The sequence below is a fragment of the Variovorax sp. YR752 genome (genome assembly GCF_943372545.1).
The window spans coordinates 23,163-43,848 of record NZ_CALRZC010000045.1; the positions used below are offsets into that span (position 1 = coordinate 23,163).

Sequence of the window (20,686 nt, forward strand, 5' to 3'; positions counted from 1 at the left end):
GCGTACGTGATATCCCGCAAGGCAGGCGCAACCGGGACGCTGTGGATCACAAGGGCGCGCGTGCCGCGCGCCCTTCCTGGCCCCTAGCCGGCCAGTTCCCGGCAGCGTGCGGCGTCCAGCGCATGGCCGCAGGCGCGGAACTCCTGCGCCGCCGCAGCGAAGCCTTCGCGCGCGGCAGCGACGCGGCCCGAAGCCCGTTCGATGTGGGCCTGCGCCTCGTGCAGCGACGCGTACCAGGCCGGCAGCTTCATCACCACGTTGGCCAGGTATTCGGACTGCTGCTGGTGGCCGGCCGCCAGGTCCAGCGCGTGCCCTCTCGCGGCCGCGATGGTGGCCGGGATGGCGAAGGTGATGCGACAGCCGGGGCAGCTTTCCAACGGGCCGCGCACGTTGGCCTCGGCTTCCTCCAGCACGCCCAGCGCGGCGTCGGGCTGCGTGGCCATCGCGATGCGGGTGCCATAGATGCGGTCCAGCAGGTGGAAGCCGACGTCGGACTGGCGCGCGACGTCGAGCGCTTCGTCGAGCAGGCCGCGCGCCCGGTCCATCTGCCCGCGGTAGATCGCCAGTTCGGAGCGGCGCTGCAGCGACAGCGCTTCGCCCGTCGCGCCGCCGATCGCGCGGTGCATGCGCCCGCCCGCCACGAGGTCTTGCTCGGCGGCGTCGAGCTGGCCGCTGAGCAGCCAGGCCTCGCCGCGCAGCGTGACCGCGAACGCATGCCCACGCGCCGCGCCCAGCCGCTGCGCTTCCGTGGCCAGCGCATTGGCGAAGGCGATGACATCCGCATACGGCCGCGAGCCGTACAGGAAGCGCTGCGTGATGCACAGGTGGCCGTCGAACACGCGCACCGCCAGCTGCGGCAGGTGGCTCGTCTCCTTGAGGTCGGCCCACACGCTGCCGTGCAGGTCACCGCGCGCGTGCGCCGCCGCGGCTTGCGACCAGGAGGCGATCACGAGCGTGCCTTCGTCACCGGTCTCCAGGGCAATCCGACGCACTTCGGCCGACCGGCGCGTGCCCTCGGCGGGGTCCCCGAAGCCCAGGGCCGCCGCGCCGCTGTAGGCCAGCGCTTCGGCGAGGCGCCCCGCCACGGTGGTGGGATGCACATCCTTCAGAAACTGCAGGGCACCGGGCGGGTCGCTCATCTTCACTTGCGCCAAGGCGCGCTTGGCGCGCAATTCGTGGGACAGCGCTTCTGGAGCGACAGCGGCGGCCGCGTCGTAGGCAGCCAAGGTGCCGGGCCGGCCCAGGGCGTCGAGCGACTCGGCACGCAGCGCCAGTGCTTCCGGCTGCGCCGGCCGGTGCACGAGCAGCGGCTCGACGTGGCGCAGCACGTCTTCGCAGGCACCGAGGCGAAAGGCCTGGCGCGCAGCCGCCAACGCACACGGCATCGCCCGCTCGGCATCGCCCGCGGCGAGCCAGTGATGGCCCACCAGGCCCGGTGCCGCACCGCCTTGCGCGAGCCGCGCCGCCACGTCGCGATGCAACAGCACACGCCGGTGCGGCGGGATGCCTTCGGCCAGCGCTTCGCGCACGAGGGCGTGGCGGAAGCGGTAGCGGCCCTCGGCCACCACCAGCACGCCTGCGGCCAACGCCTGGTCGAGCCGCGCCAACGCGTCGTGGCCCTCGTCGGCGGCCAGCGCGACGGCCGTGGCCACGTCGAAATCTTCGGCCGACAGCGCCAACCGGCGCAAGGCCTCCGTCGTGCCGGGGTCCAGGTCGCACAGGCGTTCGGCCAGGGCCGACGACACGCTGCGGGGCATCGCCGCCGTGGCGCCGTCTGATGTGGCTGCAGCGCGCGCAAGTTCGATCACGGCAAACGGCAGGCCCTCGGCGCGACGCGCGATGGCGGTGGCGGCCTCGCCCGCCATCGGTGCGTCGGCCGAGCGGGCCGCGAGCAGCGCCGCTTCTTCCTCGGACAGCGGCCCCAGTTCAAGGGCCTCCAGCTGGCCGGCGCGCAGCAAGCGCGAGGTGTTCCGGTCCAGCAGGGGCGGCAGCGCGTGCCGGCACGCGAGCAGCACGAACACCGGCGGGCCGCTCGCCGCCAGTTGCGTCAGCGTCTCGGCGCTGGCGTCGTCCGCAGCGTGCGCGTCGTCGACGATGAGCAGCACCGGCTTTTGCGAGGCGGTGGCCAGCAGTAGCCGGCGCACGGCGCCCACCATCTGGTGTCGACCGAGCGGCATGGCCAGCGGTTTCACGTCGCCCGGGGCGGTCATCTGCGCCAGCACGGCCTGGGCATGCGCACCGATGGCCTGTGCCGCGTCGGGCAGTTCGCCGAGCAAGGGCTCCACCAGATCGGCCGCGATGCCGTAGGGCCGGGTCCAGTCGCTGGCCTGCAACGAGCGCACCTGCCAACCCAGGCCCCGCGCTTCTTCGGCGACGCGGCGGCAGAACGCGGTTTTGCCCATCCCCGCCGGCGCGCGCACCACCGCGCCCCCCGGTCGGCCCGCGAGGCTGGCGCGCAGCCATCCCAGCACGCGCACCAGTTCCATGGCACGGCCGACGAAGCGCGGCGCGGCGCCTTCCAAGCCCGCCACGCAGTCGCGGTACAGCGCCTCGGCCGGCGGACCGGGGCGCATGCCCAAGGTCTGCTGCAGGTGGTCGCGCAGGTGGCCGTACCAGCGCAGCGCCGACGAGCGTCGCCCGGCCGCCAGCTCCTCGCGCATCAACTGGACATGGGCCGCTTCGTCGGTGGGGTCTTCGCGCACCAGCCGTTCCAGGTCGCCGGTCTGGCGCAACAGCCGCAGGAACTTGTCGCGCAAGCGCTGGCGCGGCGCCTCGGTCCAGGCTTCGTAGCGGGCGTCGGGCAGGAGGTCGCCACTGTAGAGCTGCGCGGCCGCCTTGCAAGCCTGCGGGTCGCCGCTGCCGAGGGCCTCGTCCGCTGCGCGCTCGAAGCGGTCGGCGTCGCACGCCACCGCATGGTCGGGCAGCAGGAACACCCGGCCGCCTCGCAGCACCAGGGCATCGGGCTGGCCGATGAACTGGCGCGCGTGGTGCGCGGCCTTGCGCAAGTTGGCGCTGCCCGCGTCAGGGTCCAGGTGCGGCCACAGGGCTTCCACCACCTGCTCGTTCGCCAGGCTGCGGTCGGGCTGCAAGGACAGCAGTTGCAGCAACTCGGCGGCCCGCCGGGTCAGCGGCACTGGTGGAGCCGGCGGGTCATCCGCGGCCACCCCCACGCTCAGGCGGAACGGGCCCAGCAGCCGGATCGACACGGCCTCGGACGACGGAGTCGGTGGGAGCGACATCGCGATTCCTTTCCACCGGCACAAGGCCGGGAACGTTTCAGGAACGCCAAGCGTGGAGGATGAGTATGCCGTCTATCGAATCTGGCGGGTGCACCGAATAGACGCCCCATCCCGCGCCCGCGGACCCTCAAGGAGTACCTCATGCATATCGCAAAAGACGCAGTCGACGTGAAGATGGAAATTCCCGGTGCCCTGATCCGTCAGCGCCTGGATTTCGGCGACGCGACCGGCTACAGCAAGATCAGCGGCGAGTACTTCACGCTGTCGGCGGGCGTCGACACGACGCCGCTCTTCCAGGGCCTGAACCACAACTCGTGCCAGTGCCCGCACTGGGGATTCGTGCTCAAGGGCCAGATCACCACCACCGACGACGCCGGCGAGCAGGAGACCGTCAAGACCCACGACCTGTTCTATTGGCCGCCCGGCCACAACGTCAAGGTCGACGCCGACGCGGAGATCGTGATGTTCAGCCCGCAACACGAGCACACGCACGTGATCAACCACATGATCGAGAAGGTGAAGTCATGAACCCGAACAAGGCCCTCTGGGAAAAAGGCGACTTCACCCGCATCGCCGAGAGCATGCGCGAGAGCGGTGAAGACGTCGTGCGGCACGCGCACATCACGCCCGGCATGAAGGTGCTGGACCTCGGCTGCGGCGATGGCAACACCGCCCTCCCGGCCGCGAAACTCGGCGCGCAGGTGCTGGGCGTCGACATCGCCGCCAACCTGGTCGCCGCGGGCAATCGGCGCGCGGCCCAGGCCGGGCTGTCGGCCAGCTGCCGGTTCGAGGAAGGAGATGCCTGCGAGCTGCGGCTCGAGAACGCGTCCTTCGATCTCGTCATCAGCATGTTCGGCGCCATGTTCGCGCCCAGGCCCTTCGACGTGGCACGGGAGATGGTGCGGGTCACACGTCCGGGCGGGCGCATCCTCATGGGCAACTGGATTCCGAACGACCCCACGCTGGTGGCGCAGATCCTGAAGATCAGTTCGTCGTATGCGCCCCCGCCGCCCGAAGGTTTCGTGAGCCCGATGGGCTGGGGCTCGACCCCGAACATCCTCGAGCGCTTTGGCGCGGTGGGCATTGCCTCGGAGGCGATCAGCTGGGAACGCGACAGCTACATCTTCGACTTCAAAGGCTCAGCGGAAGAATTCGTCGACACGTTCCGGCAGTTCTATGGCCCGACCATGAACGCATTCGACGCAGCCGCCAAGGCCGGGCGCACCGACGAACTGCGTGCCGAACTGGTCGCGCTGTTCCAGAGCCAGAACCAGAGCCAGTACCCCAACACCTGCCTGATCGCCGCGACGTTCCTGCGGGTGACGGTGGAGGTGGGCTGATCCGCTCCAGCGCAACCAGATGATTGCCGCGGCTACCAAGTGAAACGGCCTCGTTGCAGCGGGGTGCAGTCTTTACGGAAGGTTCTCGCGAAAGATCACCTGGCTGCGCGTGGTCTCCACGCCGCTGAGCGCTTCGCGCTTGTCGCGCAGGTTGGTGAAGATGCGCACGCAGCTCATCAGCGTGGTGTGCGGACTCTGCGTGATCACCGCGTCCATGCTGCCGTCGATGAGCAGCGCGCGCGTGTCGGGCGTGAGGCCGTGGCCGATGAAGACCACCTTCTGCTCGCGCCCCGCTTCCTTCAGTGCGCGCGCCACGCCGTCTGACGCGCCGCCGATGTTGTAGATGCCGCCCATGTCGGGGTGCTGCTCCAGCAGCGCGCGCGTCTGGCGGTAGTTCTTGGCCGCATCGTCCTGGCCTTCGCGCAGGCCCACCACTTCGAGCTTCGGGAACATCTCGTCGATGACGTGCAGGAAGCCCGCCTCGCGCTCCTCGTGCGCCTTGTAGCTCAGGCTGCCCGCGATGAGCGCGACCTTCGCGGCGCGCGCGCCGATGAAGCGGCCGATGAGGTAACCGGCCGTGCGCCCGGCGGCGCGGTTGTCGAGCCCCACGAACGCAGCGCGCTCGGAGTTCGACAGATCCGAGATCAGCGTGACCACCGGCAGCCCGCGCGCGGCCAGCGCGGCCACCGCTTCGCGCACCGCCGGATGCTCCAGCGCCATCATCGCGATGCCGTCGCAACGCTGGCCGTGCTTGCGCAATGCGTCGGCCAGCTCGTGCGGATTGAAGCTCTCGATGAACACCGTGCGGCACTGCACGTTGAACGGCGCCCAGTGCTCCTGCGAGTAACCCACCATGTCGCCCAGCATGCGAATGAAGCGGTTAGTGCCCGCGGGCAGCAGGAACACGAGCCGCAGCGGCGGCGGTGTCAGCGCCGCATAGAGCTCGGGGCCCGGCAGGTAGTCGAGCTCGCCCGCGGCCTTGAGCACGCGCTGCACCGTGGCATCGCGCACGCCGGGCCGGCGGTTGAGCACGCGATCGACCGTGGCGGTCGACACCTGCGCCGCGCGCGCGATGTCGACCACGCGCGCGCGGCGTGCATCGGAAGGAGGTGAAGGGTTATCCCGCATACATCAAAAACCATCAGGATCGAGTTTGACCCGGATGATGCATGCTTTTATCTTCGCTGTGGCCCGAATCCACCGATGCATCAGATTGCATCAAGCGCATTCCGAAGATCCTGGAGACAAAAGACATGACCTCGCTGACCCGCCGCAGTGCACTGCGCACGCTTTCCGCCCTCCCCGCCGCCGGCATCGTGTCGGCCGTGCCGCGCATCGCGCGCGCCGCGGAGTTCTCGTACAAGTACGGCAACAACCTGCCGCTGAGCCATCCGCTGAACATCCGCGCGCAGGAAGCGGCGGACCGCATCGCCAAGGAAACCAAGGGCCGGGTCGAGATCAAAATCTTCCCGAACAACCAGCTCGGCGGCGACACCGACATGCTCGCGCAGGTGCGTTCGGGCGGCATCGAGTTCTTCACGCCCTCGGCGCTCGTCATCGCCACGCTCGTGCCAGTGGCGGCCATCAACGCGGTGGGCTTTGCATTCAACGACTACAGCCAGGTGTGGGCCGCGATGGACGGCAAGGTGGGCGCGCACGTGCGCGGCGCCATCGCCAAGTCGCGCCTCTACGCCTTCGAGAAGATGTGGGACAACGGCTTTCGCCAGACCACCAGCAGCAAGGCCGCCGTCGCTAATGCGAAGGACATGGACGGCCTGAAGATCCGCGTGCCGGTGAGCCCGCTGTCGATCTCGATGTTCAAAGGCCTGGGCGCCGCGCCCGCGAGCCTGCAGTTCAGCGAGGTGTACTCCGCGCTGCAGACCAAGATCGTCGATGCGCAAGAAAACCCGCTGCCGATCATCCAAGTCGCCAAGCTGTTCGAGGTGCAGAAGTTCTGCTCGCTCACGAATCACATCTGGGACGGCTACTGGTTCATTGCCAACGGCCGCGCGTGGGACGCCCTGCCCGCCGACCTGAAGACCATCGTCGCGCGCGCCATCAACGACGCTGGCATGCAGCAGCGCGAAGACATCAAGAAGCTCAACGACTCGGTGGTCGGCGACCTGCAGGCCAAGGGCCTCACCATCAACCGCCCCACCGCCGACAGCTTCCGCGCGAAGCTGCGCGAATCGGGCTTCTACGGCGAGTGGAAGGGACGCTTCGGCCCCGAGGCCTGGGCGTTGCTCGAAGGCACCGTCGGCAAGCTGGCTTAAGCGGCCATGGTGCATGAATCCACTTTCGAGGCGGCGCCGTTTACTGGCGCTGGCCCTTCGGCCAACGCGCTGAGCGGCATCGCCGGGCGCGCCGACCGCGTGATCGGCGGCGCCGTCGAGGCGGTGGCGGCGCTGCTGGTGCTGGCCGAGATCTGCGTGCTGTTCGCGGGCGTGGTGTCGCGCTATGTGTTCCATGCACCGCTGGTGTGGTCGGACGAGCTCGCGTCGATCCTATTCCTCTGGCTCTCGATGCTGGGCGCCGTGGTGGCGCTGCGGCGTGGCGAGCACATGCGCATGACGGCGCTGCTGCAGAAGGTCACGCCCTCAACGCGCGCCATGCTCGATGCGTTCGCCATCGCCGCATCGATCGCGTTCCTCGTGCTCATCGTCTGGCCGTCGATCGACTACGCGCACGAAGAGTCATTCATCGTCACGCCCGCGCTGGAGATCAGCAACGCCTGGCGCGCCGCGGCCATTCCGGCGGGCATCGGCATCATGCTGGTGATGGCGCTGCTGCGGCTGCTGCGCGTGTGCACGGGCAAGCAGATCGCCGTCGCGGTGCTCGGCATGGCCGCGCTGGTCGGCGTCTTCTGGCTCGCCGCGCCGCTGTTCGCGACGCTCGGCAAGTTCAACCTCGTGATCTTCTTCGTGGTCGTGGTGGCGGCCACCGTGCTCTCGGGCGTGCCCATCGCGTTCTCGTTCGCGCTCGCCACCTTTGGGTATCTAGCGCTCACCACGCGCACGCCGCTTCTGGTGATGGTGGGGCGGCTCGATGAAGGCATGTCGCACCTGATCCTGCTCGCGGTGCCGCTCTTCATTTTCCTGGGCGCGCTGATCGAGATGACGGGCATGGCGCGCGCCATGATCCAGTTCCTCGCGAGCCTGCTGGGCCATGTGCGCGGCGGCCTCTCGTACGTGCTGATCGGCGCGATGTACCTGGTGTCGGGCATCTCGGGCTCCAAGATCGCCGACATGGCGGCCATCGCGCCCGTGCTGTTCCCCGAGATGGTCAAGCGCGGCGCCAAGCCCGGCGACCTCGTGGCGCTGCTCTCGGCCACGGGCGCGCAGACAGAGACCATTCCGCCGTCGATCGTGCTCATCACCATCGGCTCGGTCACGGGCATCTCGATTGCCGCGCTCTTCACGGGCGGGCTGCTGCCGGCCGTGGTGCTCGGCGCGGCGCTGTGCGTGGTCGTGTGGTGGCGCTACCGGCGCGAAGACCTGAGCGGCGTGCAGCGCTACAGCAAGCGCGAGATCGGCAAGCTGCTGATGGTCGCGCTGCCCGCGGTGCTGCTGCCCTTTGTGATCCGCGCGGCCGTGGTCGAAGGCGTGGCCACGGCCACCGAGGTGTCGACCATCGGCATCGTGTATTCGGCGCTGGTCGGGCTCTTCGTGTACCGGCAGTTCGACTGGAAGCGGCTGAAGCCGATGCTGATCGACACCGCCTCGCTCTCGGGCGCGATCATCTTCATCGTCGGCTGCGCCACGGCCATGGCGTGGGGTCTCACGCAGTCGGGCTTCTCGCAGGACCTGGCGCGCATCATGGGCGCGCTGCCGGGCGGCGCGTATGGCTTCCTGGCCGTGTCGATCGTCGCGTTCATCGTGCTGGGCAGCGTGCTCGAGGGCATTCCGGCCATCGTGCTGTTCGGCCCGCTCCTCTTTCCCATCGCCAAGGCCGCGGGCGTGCACGAGGTGCACTACGCGATGGTCGTGATCTTCTCGATGGGCATCGGCCTCTTCGCGCCGCCCTTCGGCGTCGGCTACTACGGCGCGTGCGCCGTGAGCAAGGTCAACCCCGACGAGGGCATCAGGCATATCTGGGGCTACATCGCCGCGATGCTGGTGGGCCTCGTGATCGTGGCCGCCTTCCCGTGGTTCTCGACCGGCTTCCTCAAGTTCTGATCACAACAACACACTCACATCACCGGAGCCAATTGCAATGAGTCGATTCCTCGGCGAGATCCGCCAGCTGGGCTATGTCGTGCACGACATCGAAGCCGCCATGGACTACTGGAGCACCACGCTGGGCGTGGGCCCGTGGTTCTACAACCCCAAGGTGCCCATCAAGAACTACCGCTACAACGGCGAAGCGCACGAGCCGCACAACTCGGTGGCGCTGGCCAATTCGGGCTACGTGCAGGTCGAGCTGATCCAGACGCGCAACGACGTGCCCTCGATGTACCGCGACTTCCTGCAGGCCGGCCGCACGGGCCTGCAACACGTCGCCTACTGGACCGCCGACTACGACGCAGACCTCGCACGCCTCACCGCCCAGGGCTTCAAGCCCGTGATGAGCGGCGAAGTGGGCGAGCGCGGCCGCTTCATCTACTTCGACACCGAGTACCACCCAGGCACGGTGATCGAGCTGTCGGAAGTGGCGGGGCCCAAGGGCAAGATGTTCGACCTGATCCGCAGCGCCTCTGAAGGCTGGGACGGCAGCGAACCGGTGCGCCCCTTTCCCGACCTGAGCAAGCTGTGACGATGGCGGCCGAACGCATCCGCGCGCGCTACCTGATCGAGACGCCGGTGGAGCCGGCCGCCGTCGCCGAGGTGATGGCCGGCGAGCAGTCGTGCGGCACCTTCACGCGGGTCGAAGGCGAGACCGATGCGCTGCGCGAACGTGCGCGGGCGACGGTCGAGTCGATCACCGAACTGGAACCGGCCGAGGCGCCGAGCCTGCCGAACGCGCTGCTGGAGCGCAAAGGCACGCGGGGGCCGTGGCGGCGTGCGCATGTCGATATCTCGTTTCCTGTCGCGAACATTGGCGCCAATCTGCCGACGCTCGCAGCGACGGTGTCGGGCAATCTTTATGACCTCGGCGAAGTGACCGGACTGCGACTCGAATCTCTGCACGTGCCGGCCGCGTACCGCGCGCAGTTCGAGATGCCGCGCGCCGGCATCGCGGGCACGCGGCGCGCCACAGGTGTCACGAGCGGCGCGCTGGTCGGCACGATCATCAAGCCGAACGTGGGCCTCTCGGCCACCGAGACCGCCGCGCTGGTCGGCAGGCTCTGCGCCGCGGGCGTCGATTTCATCAAGGACGACGAGGTCTGCGCCGACCCCGCGCATGCGCCGCTCGCAGAGCGCGTGCCCGCCGTGATGGCGGTCGTGCGTGCGCACCAGGAGCGCACCGGCAAGCACGTGATGGTGGCCTTCAACATCACCGACGAAACCGACGCGATGAAGCGGCATGCCGACCTCGTCGAGCGCGAAGGCGGCTCCTGCGTGATGGCCAGCCTCAACTGGTGCGGGCACTCGGGCATCCAGACGCTGCGGCGCCACACCGGCCTTGCACTGCACGGCCACCGCAACGGTTATGGCGCGCTCTCGCGTCATCCGCTGCTGGGCATTTCGTTCCAGGCGTACCAGACGCTCTGGCGCCTCGCGGGCGTGGACCACATGCACGTGCACGGCCTGCAGGGCAAGTTCTCGCAGCCCGACAGCGAAGTCATCGAATCGGCGCGCGACTGCTTCACGCCGCTGACCGATGCGGCGGACGATCGCGTGATGCCCGCGTTCTCCTCGGGCCAATGGGCCGGCACCGTGCCCGCCACCTGGGCCGCCATCGGCAGCGACGACCTGCTCTTCATGGCGGGCGGCGGCATCCTCGCGCACCCCGACGGCGCGGAGGCCGGCGTGACCAGCATCCGCCAGGCTTGGTCGGCCGCGCGCGCGGGCACGGCGTTGCAAGACGCCGCGAAGCACGCACCCGAGCTCGCACGCGCCCTCGCCTTCTTCGGCAAGCCATGACGCCGGCCCCGGCCGTCGTCTACTACGGCGACGATTTCACCGGCGCGACCGACACACTCGGCACCGCGGCCCGCGCAGGCCTGCGTGCCCTGCTGTTCCTGAAGACGCCCGATGCCGCGCGGCTCGAGCGCGTGGGCCCGCTCGACGTGCTGGGCATCGCGGGCGCGGCGCGCGCCATGACGCCGGATGAGATGCAGGTCGAACTGGCACCCGTCGCTGAGCTGTTCCGCTCGCTCGGCGCGCGCGTGCTGCACTACAAGACCTGCTCGACCTTCGACAGCGCACCGCACATCGGCTCGATCGGCGCTGCGGTGCACGCCTTGCGTGACGCCGTCGAACAGCCGTGGACGGCGATCGTCGGCGGGCAACCGAACCTCGGCCGGCATTGCCTGTTCGGCAACCTCTTCGCGGCAGCGGGCGCGGGCGGCGAAGTGTTCCGCATCGACCGGCATCCAACCATGAGCCGACACCCGGTGACGCCGATGCACGAGGCGGACTTGCGGCGGCATCTGGCCGAGCAAGGGCTGGCCGACGTGCATTCCATGCCTTTCACGGCGGCGTCGAAGGGCAGCGATGCGCTCGAGGCGGCGCTGCAACGCACGCTTCAGCCGCCCTCGCCCGCAACGCCTCCTAACGCCGTGCTGTTCGACGTGGCCGATGCCGCGCAGCTCGCGACCATCGGGCAGGTGCTGTGGGCGCGGGCACAGCGCCACACCTTGCTCGCGGTAGGACCCAGCAGCGTGGTCGACGCGCTGGCGCCAGCGCTGGACTCACGCAACGGCACTGAGCCGACGCAGCGCGTCGTCACGCCCGCGCCAGGTCCGGTGCTTGTGCTTGCCGGAAGCCTGTCGCCCGTCACTGCGCGGCAGGTCGCCGCGGCACGGTCCTTCGACACCGTGTGGCTCGATGCGTCAGCGATGGCGCAGCGGGACGCCGTCACGCTGGAACGCCATGCGCGAGATATCGCGAACGGGCTTTCGAGCGGCCGCAACGTGCTCGCCTGCACGCGTCCCCTCGATCCGTTGCCGGTCGAGCGAGGCATCGACGCCCAAGCCCTCGCGCGCGCCGGTGGCGAACTCCTGGCCCGCATGCTGGCCCTGATGCCGCTGCAACGCGTAGGCATTGCCGGCGGCGACACCTCGAGCCATGCCGTGCAGGCGCTCGACGCCTGGGGGCTTTCGTACGTGGCGGACATCGGCGCCGGCACCTCGTTGTGCCGCGTGCACAGCGACGATGCCGCGCTCGACGGCCTGGAGATCATGCTGAAGGGTGGCCAGATGGGCTCGGACGACGTGTTCGAGCGGCTGGTGCACGGCGCGCCTTAGGCGGGCGTCGCGCGCCCTCTCGAGAGAAAGAAAAAAGCCCGACAACGCAGGACGTTGTCGGGCTTTTTGTCTGGTGCCGCTTGTCGGAATCGAACTGACGACCTTCCGCTTACAAGGCGGGTGCTCTACCAATTGAGCTAAAGCGGCTGAAAGAAAAACAGTGCTGGCGAAGATTCTAAGCGGCCGGCTTTGAGGCCGACCGCGTCGTCACTTGACGCGCTTGAGCGACGGCCGGGTGCCGCCACCGGCCGGCGGGCGCGGCGGCTCGTCGGTCGGGTCGGCAGGTTCCGAGTCGGCATCGACCGTCTCGTCACCGTCTTCGCCCGTCACCAGATGGAACACCTTGCTGGCATCGCCTTCGGTGCCACGCGAGGCATCGCGCAGCGGCATGCGCGGCGCGCTGTTCGGCGAAGAAGCGGCCGTGGCAGCGTCTTCGCCGCCATCGCCCGACGTGGCGGCCGGCACCGGTGCCGGGAACGCCATGCCCTGGCCGTTTTCACGCGCATAGATCGCGATCACGCGGCCGACCGGCACGCTGATTTCGCGCGCCGTGCCGGCGAAGCGGGCCTTGAACTCGATGAAGTCGTTGCCCAGCTTCAGCGAGCTGGTCGCGTCGAAGCTGATGTTCAGCACGATCTCGCCGTTCTTCACGTACTCGCGCGGCACCTGGACGGTGTCGTCGACCAGCACCGCGACATAGGGCGTGAACCCGTTGTCGGTGCACCACTCGTACAGCGCCCGGATAAGGTACGGGCGGGTGGAAGAGGACTCGAGCGCGTTGATCATGAAGGACGGCGAATAACGAGGGAAGCAAGCACGCAGCTTACTTACTTGCGCATGACCTTTTCAGACGGGGTCAGTGCTTCGATGTAGGCCGGGCGCGAGAAGATGCGCTCGGCGTACTTCAGCAGCGGTGCCGCGTTCTTGCTGAGGTCGATGCCGTAGTAGTCGAGGCGCCACAGCAGCGGCGCGATGGCCACGTCGAGCATCGAGAAGTTGTCGCCCAGCATGTACTTGTTCTTGAGGAACACGGGCGCGAGCTGCGTGAGGCGGTCGCGGATGTGCGAGCGGGCCTTTTCGATGGCCTTGTCGTTGCCCTTGGTGGTGCGGTTCTCGAGCGTGGCCACGTGCACGAACAGTTCCTTCTCGAAGTTGAGCAGGAACAGGCGCACGCGGGCGCGGTCGACCGGGTCGCCGGGCATCAGTTGCGGGTGCGGAAAGCGCTCGTCGATGTACTCGTTGATGATGTTCGACTCGTACAGGATCAGGTCGCGCTCGACCAAGATCGGCACCTGGCCGTACGGATTCATCACGCTGATGTCTTCGGGCTTGTTGTAGAGATCGACGTCGCGGATCTCGAAATCCATGCCCTTTTCGAACAACACGAAGCGGCAACGGTGAGAGAAGGGGCAGGTCGTTCCTGAATACAAGACCATCATGGCGAGAGACTCCTAAAAATCAAAAAGAGTGGGTCGCCTGGGCAACCCACTCTGTGGGACCGGACGCACGAGGCGCCCGATCGGCGTGAACGGAAATTACTTGACGTCTTTCCAGTACGAGGCGTTCAGTCGCCATACGAAAACCACCGACATGGCCAGGAACAGCAGCACCCAGACGCCGATGCGCACGCGGGTGTTCTGTGCAGGCTCGGCCATCCACTGCAGGTAGCCGACGAGGTCGCCCACCGCGCTGTCGAACTGCACCGGGGTCAGCGTGCCGGGGGTCACTTGTTCCCACTTGCCCGTGAACACGTCGGTCGCGTGACCGTGCTGCTCGACCTTGGCGTGCACCGGCAGGCGCTCGCCTTGCAGTTCCCACAGCGGGTTCGGCATGGCGACGCTCGGGAACAGCAGGTTATTCCAGCCGGTGGCCTTGGTGTCGTCGCGGTAGAAGCTGCGCAGGAAGGTGTACAGGTAGTCGGGGCCCGTGCCGCCGTGGCCGGCGCGCGAACGTGCAACCAGCGTTAGGTCGGGCGGCGTGGTGCCGAACCATTCCTTGGCCTGGCGCGCGTCGATGTTGGCCTTCATGGTTTCGCCGACCTTGTCAGTCGTGAACAGAAGGTTGTCCTTGATCTGCTGCTCGCTGATGCCGATGTCCTGCAGGCGGTTGTAGCGCATGAAGGCGGCCGAGTGGCAATTGAGGCAGTAGTTGACGAACAGCTTGGCGCCGTTCTGCAGTGCCGCCACGTCGGTGGTCTTGTTGGGCGACTTGTCCCACGTCAGACCGCCGGATTCGGCGGATGCGGTCGCGGAGAAGGTCAGGCCCAGAGCCAGACCCATGACAGCGAGCCAGCCGGAAATTCTTTTCTTCATCGTGTTTCTCTCAAGCTCTCTTGCACTTCTCGCGCATCAATGGGCGGCGAAGACCACGCGCTCGGGCACGGTCTTGAATTCGCCCTTGCTGCTCCACCACGGCATCAGCAGGAAAAAGCCGAAGTAGAAGAGCGTGCCGATCTGCGAGATGGTCTGGGCGATGTCCAGGGCGAACGAGCCGATGACCAGGTTGCCCCAGACGCCGGGTGCCTGGATGCCCAGGTAGCCCAGGATCAGGAACAGGAACACGAACACGCCGTAGACATACTTGTGCCAGCTCGGACGGTAGCGGATCGACTTGACTTCGCTGTGGTCGAGCCACGGCAGGAAGAACAGGATGATGACCGAGCCGCCCATGATGACCACGCCCCAGAACTTGGCGTCGAAGGTCTTGAGCAGGAAGACGGCGACAGCGGCCACGACCACGGCGGCAATCTTCAGGCCCATGCCCGACTTGCCCTTGACGAAGTTCCAGATGGCGGCCGCCGCGATGATGAGCGCGAACACGTTGACCATGTCGTCGGTGGTGGCGCGCAGCATCGAATAGAACGGCGTGAAGTACCAGACCGGGGCGATGTGGTTCGGCGTCTTCAGCGAATCGGCCGGGATGAAGTTGTTGTACTCCAGGAAGTACCCACCGGCTTCAGGCGCGAAGAAGATCACGGCCGAGAAGATCGTGAGGAACACCACCACGCCGAAGATGTCGTGCACCGTGTAGTACGGGTGCGACGGGATGCCGTCGACCGGATGGCCGTCAGGACCGCGATTGGCCTTGATCTCGATGCCGTCGGGGTTGTTGGAACCCACTTCGTGCAGCGCGATCAGGTGGGCCACCACGAGGCCGAGCAGCACCAGCGGCACGGCAATGACGTGGAAGCTGAAGAAGCGGTTCAGCGTGGCGTCGCTCACGACGTAGTCACCGCGGATCAGCAGGGCCAGGTCAGGACCGATGAACGGGATGGCCGCGAACAGGTTCACGATGACCTGGGCGCCCCAGTACGACATCTGGCCCCAGGGCAGCAGGTAGCCCATGAAGGCTTCGGCCATCAGGCACAGGAAGATCGCGCAGCCGAACACCCAGATCAGCTCGCGCGGCTTGCGGTAGCTGCCGTACATGAGGCCGCGGAACATGTGCAGGTACACCACGATGAAGAACGCCGAGGCGCCCGTCGAGTGGATGTAGCGGATGAGCCAGCCCCAGGGCACGTCGCGCATGATGTACTCGACCGATGCGAACGCTTGGTTCGCGTCGGGCTTGTAGTGCATCACGAGGAAGATGCCGGTCACGATCTGGATCACGAGGACCAGCATCGCGAGCGAGCCGAAGATGTACCAGAAGTTGAAATTCTTCGGTGCGTAGTACTTGCCCCACTGGTCGTTCCAGAGCTTGGTCAGCGGGAAACGGTTGTCGACCCAGTTGAGCAGTTTCTCGCCTGCGGGGGCGTTGGGGGAAACTTCGTGAAATTCAGCCATGTTCTTGGTCTCCCTCAGGCCTTCTTGCTGTCGTCGCCGATGAGCAGGCGCGTGTCCGACAGGTACATGTGCGGAGGCACAGGGAGGTTGTCAGGAGCGGGCTTGTTCTTGAAGACGCGACCGGCGAGGTCGAACGTGGAACCGTGGCAAGGGCAGAGGAAACCGCCTTCCCAGTCGTTCGGCAGCGAGGGTTGCGGGCCGGCCTGCAGGCGGTCGACCGGCGAGCAGCCGAGGTGGGTGCAGATGCCGACCACGACCAGCACATCGGGCTTGATCGAACGTTGGCCGTTCTGTGCGTACTTGGGCGTGAATTCGTCGGGATGACGCTTGGAGAGCGGATCGGCGAGCTGGCCATCGAGCTTGGCGAGTTCGGCGATCTGTTCGGGGGTGCGCTTGAGAATCCAGACGGGCTTGCCGCGCCATTCGACGGTGATTTTTTCGCCGACCTTGAGGGCCGAGATGTCCACTTCGACCGCGGCGCCCGCGGCTTTTGCCTTTTCGGACGGCTGGAATGTGCTCACAAAAGGGATTGCGGTGGCCACGCCGCCCGCTACGCCGGCACAGCTGGATGCGATCAACCACGTCCGCTTGCTTGTGTCGATCCGGGGCGAGCCGGAGGTCATGTCACTCATGGGGATCCTCTAAGTCTTCTTCGCTGGAGCAGGGGCTGACCTTTGCCACAGCAAGGTCAACCCGAGATTGTAGCGGGGCGCAAAAGGGTTTTTCAACGATTGCCGCGCGTCCGCACGGCGCCGCAGCGCGTGCGCGACAGCGGGCAGCGACTCGCAGCGCTCAGCTCAGCAGCCCGTATTGGGTCGCCTGCCGGACGGCCTGGGTCCGCGATTTGACCGCCAGCTTGCGGTAGATCCGCTTGGCGTGGAACTCGACCGTGTTGATCGAGAGACAGATCGCTTCGGCAATCTGCCGATTGCTCCAGCCCTGCGCAATCAGCCGCAGCACATTGAGCTCCCGAGGTGACAGCAGCCCGGGAGCAGGCATCGGGGGCGAGACCGTGTCGCCGTCGCGCAGCGCGGACTCGACACCCTCCGGTTTCGCGGACGCCGCAATCAAGCCGAGGACGCGACGCGCGACGCGTGCATCGATCGGCGAACCGCCGCGCTCGATGGAGCGCAGCAAGAAAGAGAGTTCGGCATCGTCGGTGCTCGTGAGCAGATAGCCGGAGGCCCCCGACGAGATCGCGGCTTCGACCATCAAGCGGTCGTCATCCTTCGACATAGCGATGGCGTCGATCTGCGGGTAGGCGCGCCGCAGGTGCGACAGGAGTGCGACGCCGCCGTCATCGGACAGGTGCATGTCGACCAGCACCAGGTCGTAGGGCAGCGCCGCCAATAGATGGATCGCTTCCACGTGCGTGGAGGCAATCACGACACGACGCCCCGGGGCCAGGTCGCAAAGGAGGCGCCGCATGCGCTCGGCCAGGGCCAAGTCGCCCTCGACGATCAACGCGCCGAAGAATGTACAGCCCAAGGCGGCGTATCGCCCAGCGAGCGCCGGCGCCGAATGTGCGCTGCTGGCGGACAGGTGATTCATCATGAGCAGACGCCTCCGGTCACGCCATCTGCCGCACCCACGCACGCCCGCACACCTTCCGCCACCCCGCCCTCAGACAATCGAACCACGCATATCCCCTTGTTGTGCCCCGCGGCATACCTTGAATGTCAACTTTCGTTTCGGGATACTGCAGGAACGATGCCTGGGGATCGGCCATGCGATCCATCACCACGGTGTTTTGGTCAACGCGTTGATTTCATTGAAGAAATGCGGCTGCGACGACCAGAGCTTTTCCGATAGAGGTACGCACCAGTTGCCGTCGTTACGGTCGTCTTGGGCGGAACGTTACGTAGCATTGAGATACACATGCACCGGTCACATTCACCAGCAAAAATCGAGGCAATATGCGGTTACAAGGATGCCGTGGCAAACGCCCCATCCCGCAGGCTGAATTAGTTGCGGCACACTTCTGATGCTGCTAACCTCAAGTCAAGAGCATAAAAACCCTTTGAGAGGATCACTGTGAAGATGAACAAACTGGTTGCTACCGTCGCCCTTGCCACCTTGGCAATCTCGTCGGCTTTTGCCCAACCGCAGGTTACCCCTGCGCCCGCAAGCAACAACACTCGCGCATTTGCACCGGGCCCCGCTGGCGCTCCGAGCGCAACCGCTGCTGGCCTTGGCGGCCTGACCCCCGTTCAATGGGGCGCTGTTGGAGGCACCGGCGCACTGATGCTGGCCCTCGGCAGCAGCAACAACGGCAACGGCGGCGGCGGCTTCTTCGTCCCCGGCACCGGCACCACTGGCACGGGCACCACCGGCACGCGTTAATGCTGGTTGCCCTCCTGAAAGGAGGGCATTCGCTAAAAAGTCCGCGCGTTGCTTCCGCCACGCGACTCTTAGAACGTTGCCTTTTGGCAACGTTTTGCTTGGGCGTTGGCGGTTGCTCCTCCGGAACCTCAGCCATGCTGGATTCAGCTCGACTGCTGTATCGCGGCGAGTCTGCAGCAACCCAGCCCAATTTCAATCCCAGCTACCGGTACCTGCGGACCAGCGTCAACGGACGCGTCCTGTACATGGTGCTCGGCTACATCGACCAGCGCGCCGAAGGGCCCGTCGAGGTTTGGTACAGCGGCTCGGGTGAGGTTGTCCGACTTCTGAATGGTCAACTGGTCGGCACGACCGGGTTGTCTGTCGATTGGCGTGACGTTCGACTCGCCAATCCGCCTGCCTGGCAAGCTCGTGCTGCCAACGCAACGCAGACCTACGTTCGAGAGCGCGACCTGATGCCCGGCTATCGCTTCGGCATTCGCGACGACGTCGCGCGCGCACCAATTACCCCTCCCACCGACAGCGCCCTTGCTGGTGCGTCGGCCAACTCGTTGAGTTGGTATGAAGAACGCAGCGTGTCCCGCCCTGCGGCAGCCTCCGTTCCCCCCGCACGCTTCGGCGTTTCATTTGCTTCTGGCGCCCCTCAGGTCGTGTATTCGGAGCAATGTATTTCCCGCGACCTCTGCATGAGCTTCGAACAGTGGACACCCCCCGCACCAGCAGCCGGCACCGCGGCGCGCGCTGGTACATGAGCCCCCTCTTTCTGCAAGCCATCAGACCCCCGCATTGGCCCCGCCGGACGGCCCTTGCCTGCGCGCTGATGGCAAGTCTTGGCGCCTTGGCGGAGCCGTCGCAGAACACAGCAACCGTCGAACCTTCAAGCGACGCCGAGGTGCGCCCTGGCGAACGACTGAGCACTTGGCTGCTCCGTCAGCCCGAAGGCACCGCAGCACCCGGGCTGGCATGGCGCGTGCCGCAAGAGCGGCTGGCGCAGCAGTTCCTGAAGAACACCTTGCTCGTGCGCCTCGAGGCCGCCAGCAGACGCGCACCGCGCTCCGAGCAACTCGATCGGCTGAAGCTCATCACGTGGCTACAGAACCTCCCGATCACCGGCCGCGTCGCGCTGGGCATCGTGGACCCACGCTGGCTGCAGGCGCACCCAGATCAAGATCCCGTGCTGTCGGCCGGCCAGCAACTTGTTGCGCCCCCCTCACAACCGAAAACCATCGCGGTCGTACGGCCCGATGGCGAACTCTGCCATGTGGCACACGAAGCCGGCCGGACCGTTTGGGACTACGTCCTAGCCTGCGCGCCCAACACCGCCCACGATTGGGCATGGGTTGCGCAGCCCGACGGCCGGACGTCGCGCGTGGGCATCGCCCCCTGGAATGGCCATCCTTCCGACGAACCGGCTCCCGGCGCATGGATCTGGGCAGCGCCGCGCGGCATGACCGAACTGGTCGACGCGTCGGAAGGCATCATCAAGTTCCTTGCGACGCAAGGCCCGTCGCCCCAGGCAGCAACGCTGCGCGCAACCACTGCGGCGCTTGCGCCCGCAAAGCCGCTCATCGCGACCAGTCCACCCGCTCTGCCGTCAGTGCCACCGGAAAGCATCATCTCCGTGCGCTCCGACGCTTCGGCCCCGCAGTACAAGGCACCGCGCACGAGCAGCAACGACTGGGGCGAAACAGGCTTGCTCCAAACGCCCACGGCACGCATGGGCGAGGCCGGTGATTTCCGCACATCGATCAGCCATGTGTCGCCCTATACGCGACTGAACGTGATGTTCCAGCCACTGGACTGGCTGGAGGCGGGCTTTCGCTATACCTCAGTCAGCAACCGCACCTATTTCGCCAATACCCCGGGCCAGAGCTACAAGGACAAGAGCATCGACATGAAGGTGCGACTGCTGCGCGAATCGGCCTATGTGCCGGAATTAGCGCTGGGCTTTCGCGACCTCGGGGGCACCGGCCTCTTCTCCTCCGAGTACCTTGTCGCTAACAAACGTTACGGCGATCTCGACTTCAGCCTCGGCATCGGCTGGGGGTACATGGGCAGCAGCGGGAACATCCGAAATCCCTTGCTCGCACTGAGCAACCGCTTCAGAACCCGCTCCGCCAGTTCGTCGACGGGTGGCGAAGCAAACTTCAACTCCTTCTTCCGGGGCCCGGCAGCGCTCTTCGGCGGCGTTGAATGGCGCACCCCCTGGGATCCCCTGACCGTCAAGCTCGAGTACGAAGGCAACAACTACAAGAACGAGCCCCAGCAAAACAACCAGGTTCAGCGCTCGCCCTTCAACGTCGGGCTGGAATATCGCTACTCACCCGGCGTCGCGTTCACCGCCGGCCTGGAGCGCGGCAACAAAGTGATGGTGGGCCTGACCCTGTCCACCAACATGGCGAACATGCGGTCCAGCAAGCCCGCAGACCCACCGCCACCCCGCTTTACACCGGAGGCGCCGGCCAATCCACCCGGCTGGGCCGCCACCGCTGCGGAGATCCAGGCACGCACCGAATGGACCGTGCAGCGCATCGCGCCGCAAGGTGACAGCGCACACGTGTGGATCACCGAAAGTCACACGGTGTACCGCGAGGCCCGTGTGCAGCAGGTCATTGCCGTCATGCATCGCGA

18 protein-coding genes and 1 tRNA gene are annotated in these 20,686 nt (G+C 66.8%); 10 read left to right on the forward strand and 9 right to left on the reverse strand.

From position 1 onward, the window contains the following. Positions 1-83: 83 nt before the first annotated feature. Positions 84-3,239 (reverse strand): AAA family ATPase, encoded by a 3,156-nt coding sequence (locus tag AAG801_RS13265; RefSeq protein WP_341888791.1) that lies wholly within the window; start codon positions 3,237-3,239, stop codon positions 84-86. A 141-nt stretch (positions 3,240-3,380) separates the two neighbouring features. On the opposite strand from AAG801_RS13265, the gene AAG801_RS13270 reads away from it, so the two are divergent. Both AAG801_RS13270 and AAG801_RS13275 read left to right on the forward strand, forming a co-directional pair. Beyond that, positions 3,381-3,767: a hypothetical protein gene (locus tag AAG801_RS13270; RefSeq protein WP_101490952.1), complete on the forward strand. Its 387-nt coding sequence runs from the start codon at positions 3,381-3,383 to the stop codon at positions 3,765-3,767. After that, positions 3,764-4,579 carry a class I SAM-dependent methyltransferase gene (locus AAG801_RS13275; protein WP_341888792.1) on the forward strand — a complete coding sequence of 272 codons (816 nt, stop codon included), beginning with the start codon at positions 3,764-3,766 and terminating at the stop codon, positions 4,577-4,579. The genes AAG801_RS13270 and AAG801_RS13275 overlap by 4 nt, the downstream gene beginning before the upstream one ends. A 72-nt stretch (positions 4,580-4,651) precedes the next feature. Here the strand turns inward: AAG801_RS13275 and AAG801_RS13280 are convergent, their stop codons facing one another. Further along, positions 4,652-5,707, reverse strand: a complete 1,056-nt coding sequence (locus tag AAG801_RS13280) for a LacI family DNA-binding transcriptional regulator (protein WP_101490954.1) — start codon at positions 5,705-5,707, stop codon at positions 4,652-4,654. A gap of 125 nt (positions 5,708-5,832) precedes the next feature. Between AAG801_RS13280 and AAG801_RS13285 the strand changes: the two genes are divergently transcribed. From AAG801_RS13285 to AAG801_RS13305, 5 genes are read left to right on the forward strand one after another with little or no spacing between them, the layout of a single operon-like run. Further along, positions 5,833-6,852, forward strand: coding sequence for a TRAP transporter substrate-binding protein (locus tag AAG801_RS13285; RefSeq protein WP_341888793.1), 1,020 nt, complete (start codon positions 5,833-5,835; stop codon positions 6,850-6,852). Between the two features lie 6 nt (positions 6,853-6,858). Continuing rightward, complete coding sequence (locus AAG801_RS13290) at positions 6,859-8,754, forward strand: TRAP transporter large permease subunit (RefSeq protein ID WP_341888794.1); 1,896 nt, start codon at positions 6,859-6,861, stop codon at positions 8,752-8,754. 37 nt (positions 8,755-8,791) lie between these two features. After that, a complete protein-coding gene (locus tag AAG801_RS13295) occupies positions 8,792-9,331 on the forward strand; it encodes a VOC family protein (protein WP_101490957.1) in 540 nt (179 codons plus the stop codon). A 2-nt stretch (positions 9,332-9,333) separates the two neighbouring features. Then, positions 9,334-10,602, forward strand: a complete 1,269-nt coding sequence (locus AAG801_RS13300) for a ribulose-bisphosphate carboxylase large subunit family protein (protein ID WP_341888795.1) — start codon at positions 9,334-9,336, stop codon at positions 10,600-10,602. Continuing rightward, positions 10,599-11,927 carry a four-carbon acid sugar kinase family protein gene (locus AAG801_RS13305; RefSeq protein WP_341888796.1) on the forward strand — a complete coding sequence of 443 codons (1,329 nt, stop codon included), beginning with the start codon at positions 10,599-10,601 and terminating at the stop codon, positions 11,925-11,927. The genes AAG801_RS13300 and AAG801_RS13305 overlap by 4 nt, the downstream gene beginning before the upstream one ends. Positions 11,928-11,998: 71 nt before the next feature. Here the strand turns inward: AAG801_RS13305 and AAG801_RS13310 are convergent. The 7 genes from AAG801_RS13310 to AAG801_RS13340 all read right to left on the reverse strand — a co-directional run bounded on the left by AAG801_RS13310 (position 11,999) and on the right by AAG801_RS13340 (position 17,266). Then, positions 11,999-12,074, reverse strand: a tRNA-Thr gene (locus tag AAG801_RS13310). 60 nt (positions 12,075-12,134) lie between these two features. Then, entirely contained in the window at positions 12,135-12,713 is a 579-nt protein-coding gene (locus AAG801_RS13315; RefSeq protein ID WP_341888797.1) for a ClpXP protease specificity-enhancing factor, read from the reverse strand. Between the two features lie 41 nt (positions 12,714-12,754). Continuing rightward, positions 12,755-13,366, reverse strand: a complete 612-nt coding sequence (locus tag AAG801_RS13320) for a glutathione S-transferase N-terminal domain-containing protein (protein WP_056572661.1) — start codon at positions 13,364-13,366, stop codon at positions 12,755-12,757. Between the two features lie 96 nt (positions 13,367-13,462). Continuing rightward, on the reverse strand, positions 13,463-14,239 hold the full coding sequence (locus AAG801_RS13325; RefSeq protein ID WP_341888798.1) for a cytochrome c1: 777 nt from the start codon (positions 14,237-14,239) through the stop codon (positions 13,463-13,465). A gap of 36 nt (positions 14,240-14,275) precedes the next feature. Then, a complete protein-coding gene (locus tag AAG801_RS13330; protein WP_341888799.1) occupies positions 14,276-15,712 on the reverse strand; it encodes a cytochrome bc complex cytochrome b subunit in 1,437 nt (478 codons plus the stop codon). 14 nt (positions 15,713-15,726) lie between these two features. Continuing rightward, on the reverse strand, positions 15,727-16,344 hold the full coding sequence (gene petA / locus AAG801_RS13335; RefSeq protein WP_099795338.1) for a ubiquinol-cytochrome c reductase iron-sulfur subunit: 618 nt from the start codon (positions 16,342-16,344) through the stop codon (positions 15,727-15,729). Between the two features lie 160 nt (positions 16,345-16,504). Beyond that, positions 16,505-17,266 (reverse strand): response regulator transcription factor, encoded by a 762-nt coding sequence (locus AAG801_RS13340; RefSeq protein WP_341888800.1) that lies wholly within the window; start codon positions 17,264-17,266, stop codon positions 16,505-16,507. A gap of 480 nt (positions 17,267-17,746) precedes the next feature. On the opposite strand from AAG801_RS13340, the gene AAG801_RS13345 reads away from it, so the two are divergent. The 3 genes from AAG801_RS13345 to AAG801_RS13355 all read left to right on the forward strand — a co-directional run. Continuing rightward, entirely contained in the window at positions 17,747-18,055 is a 309-nt protein-coding gene (locus AAG801_RS13345) for a hypothetical protein (protein ID WP_341888801.1), read from the forward strand. A gap of 134 nt (positions 18,056-18,189) precedes the next feature. Then, entirely contained in the window at positions 18,190-18,807 is a 618-nt protein-coding gene (locus AAG801_RS13350; protein WP_341888802.1) for a YjbF family lipoprotein, read from the forward strand. Further along, positions 18,804-20,686 (forward strand): YjbH domain-containing protein (locus AAG801_RS13355; RefSeq protein WP_341888803.1); only part of this gene is annotated, 1,883 nt, incomplete at its 3' end. The genes AAG801_RS13350 and AAG801_RS13355, both read left to right, overlap by 4 nt.

Excerpts from the sequence above, each read along its gene's own strand:
- AAG801_RS13285 (WP_341888793.1), top strand. The coding sequence starts at position 5,833 with ATGACCTCGCTGACCCGCCGCAGTGCACTGCGCACGCTTTCCGCCCTC.
- AAG801_RS13295 (WP_101490957.1), top strand. The coding sequence starts at position 8,792 with ATGAGTCGATTCCTCGGCGAGATCCGCCAGCTGGGCTATGTCGTGCAC.
- AAG801_RS13300 (WP_341888795.1), top strand. The coding sequence starts at position 9,334 with ATGGCGGCCGAACGCATCCGCGCGCGCTACCTGATCGAGACGCCGGTG.
- AAG801_RS13275 (WP_341888792.1), top strand. The coding sequence starts at position 3,764 with ATGAACCCGAACAAGGCCCTCTGGGAAAAAGGCGACTTCACCCGCATC.
- petA (WP_099795338.1), bottom strand. The coding sequence starts at position 16,344 with ATGAGTGACATGACCTCCGGCTCGCCCCGGATCGACACAAGCAAGCGG.
- AAG801_RS13265 (WP_341888791.1), bottom strand. The coding sequence starts at position 3,239 with ATGTCGCTCCCACCGACTCCGTCGTCCGAGGCCGTGTCGATCCGGCTG.
- AAG801_RS13315 (WP_341888797.1), bottom strand. The coding sequence starts at position 12,713 with ATGATCAACGCGCTCGAGTCCTCTTCCACCCGCCCGTACCTTATCCGG.
- AAG801_RS13340 (WP_341888800.1), bottom strand. The coding sequence starts at position 17,266 with ATGATGAATCACCTGTCCGCCAGCAGCGCACATTCGGCGCCGGCGCTC.
- AAG801_RS13290 (WP_341888794.1), top strand. The coding sequence starts at position 6,859 with ATGGTGCATGAATCCACTTTCGAGGCGGCGCCGTTTACTGGCGCTGGC.
- AAG801_RS13350 (WP_341888802.1), top strand. The coding sequence starts at position 18,190 with ATGCTGGATTCAGCTCGACTGCTGTATCGCGGCGAGTCTGCAGCAACC.
- AAG801_RS13320 (WP_056572661.1), bottom strand. The coding sequence starts at position 13,366 with ATGATGGTCTTGTATTCAGGAACGACCTGCCCCTTCTCTCACCGTTGC.
- AAG801_RS13270 (WP_101490952.1), top strand. The coding sequence starts at position 3,381 with ATGCATATCGCAAAAGACGCAGTCGACGTGAAGATGGAAATTCCCGGT.
- AAG801_RS13330 (WP_341888799.1), bottom strand. The coding sequence starts at position 15,712 with ATGGCTGAATTTCACGAAGTTTCCCCCAACGCCCCCGCAGGCGAGAAA.
- AAG801_RS13280 (WP_101490954.1), bottom strand. The coding sequence starts at position 5,707 with ATGCGGGATAACCCTTCACCTCCTTCCGATGCACGCCGCGCGCGCGTG.
- AAG801_RS13325 (WP_341888798.1), bottom strand. The coding sequence starts at position 14,239 with ATGAAGAAAAGAATTTCCGGCTGGCTCGCTGTCATGGGTCTGGCTCTG.
- AAG801_RS13305 (WP_341888796.1), top strand. The coding sequence starts at position 10,599 with ATGACGCCGGCCCCGGCCGTCGTCTACTACGGCGACGATTTCACCGGC.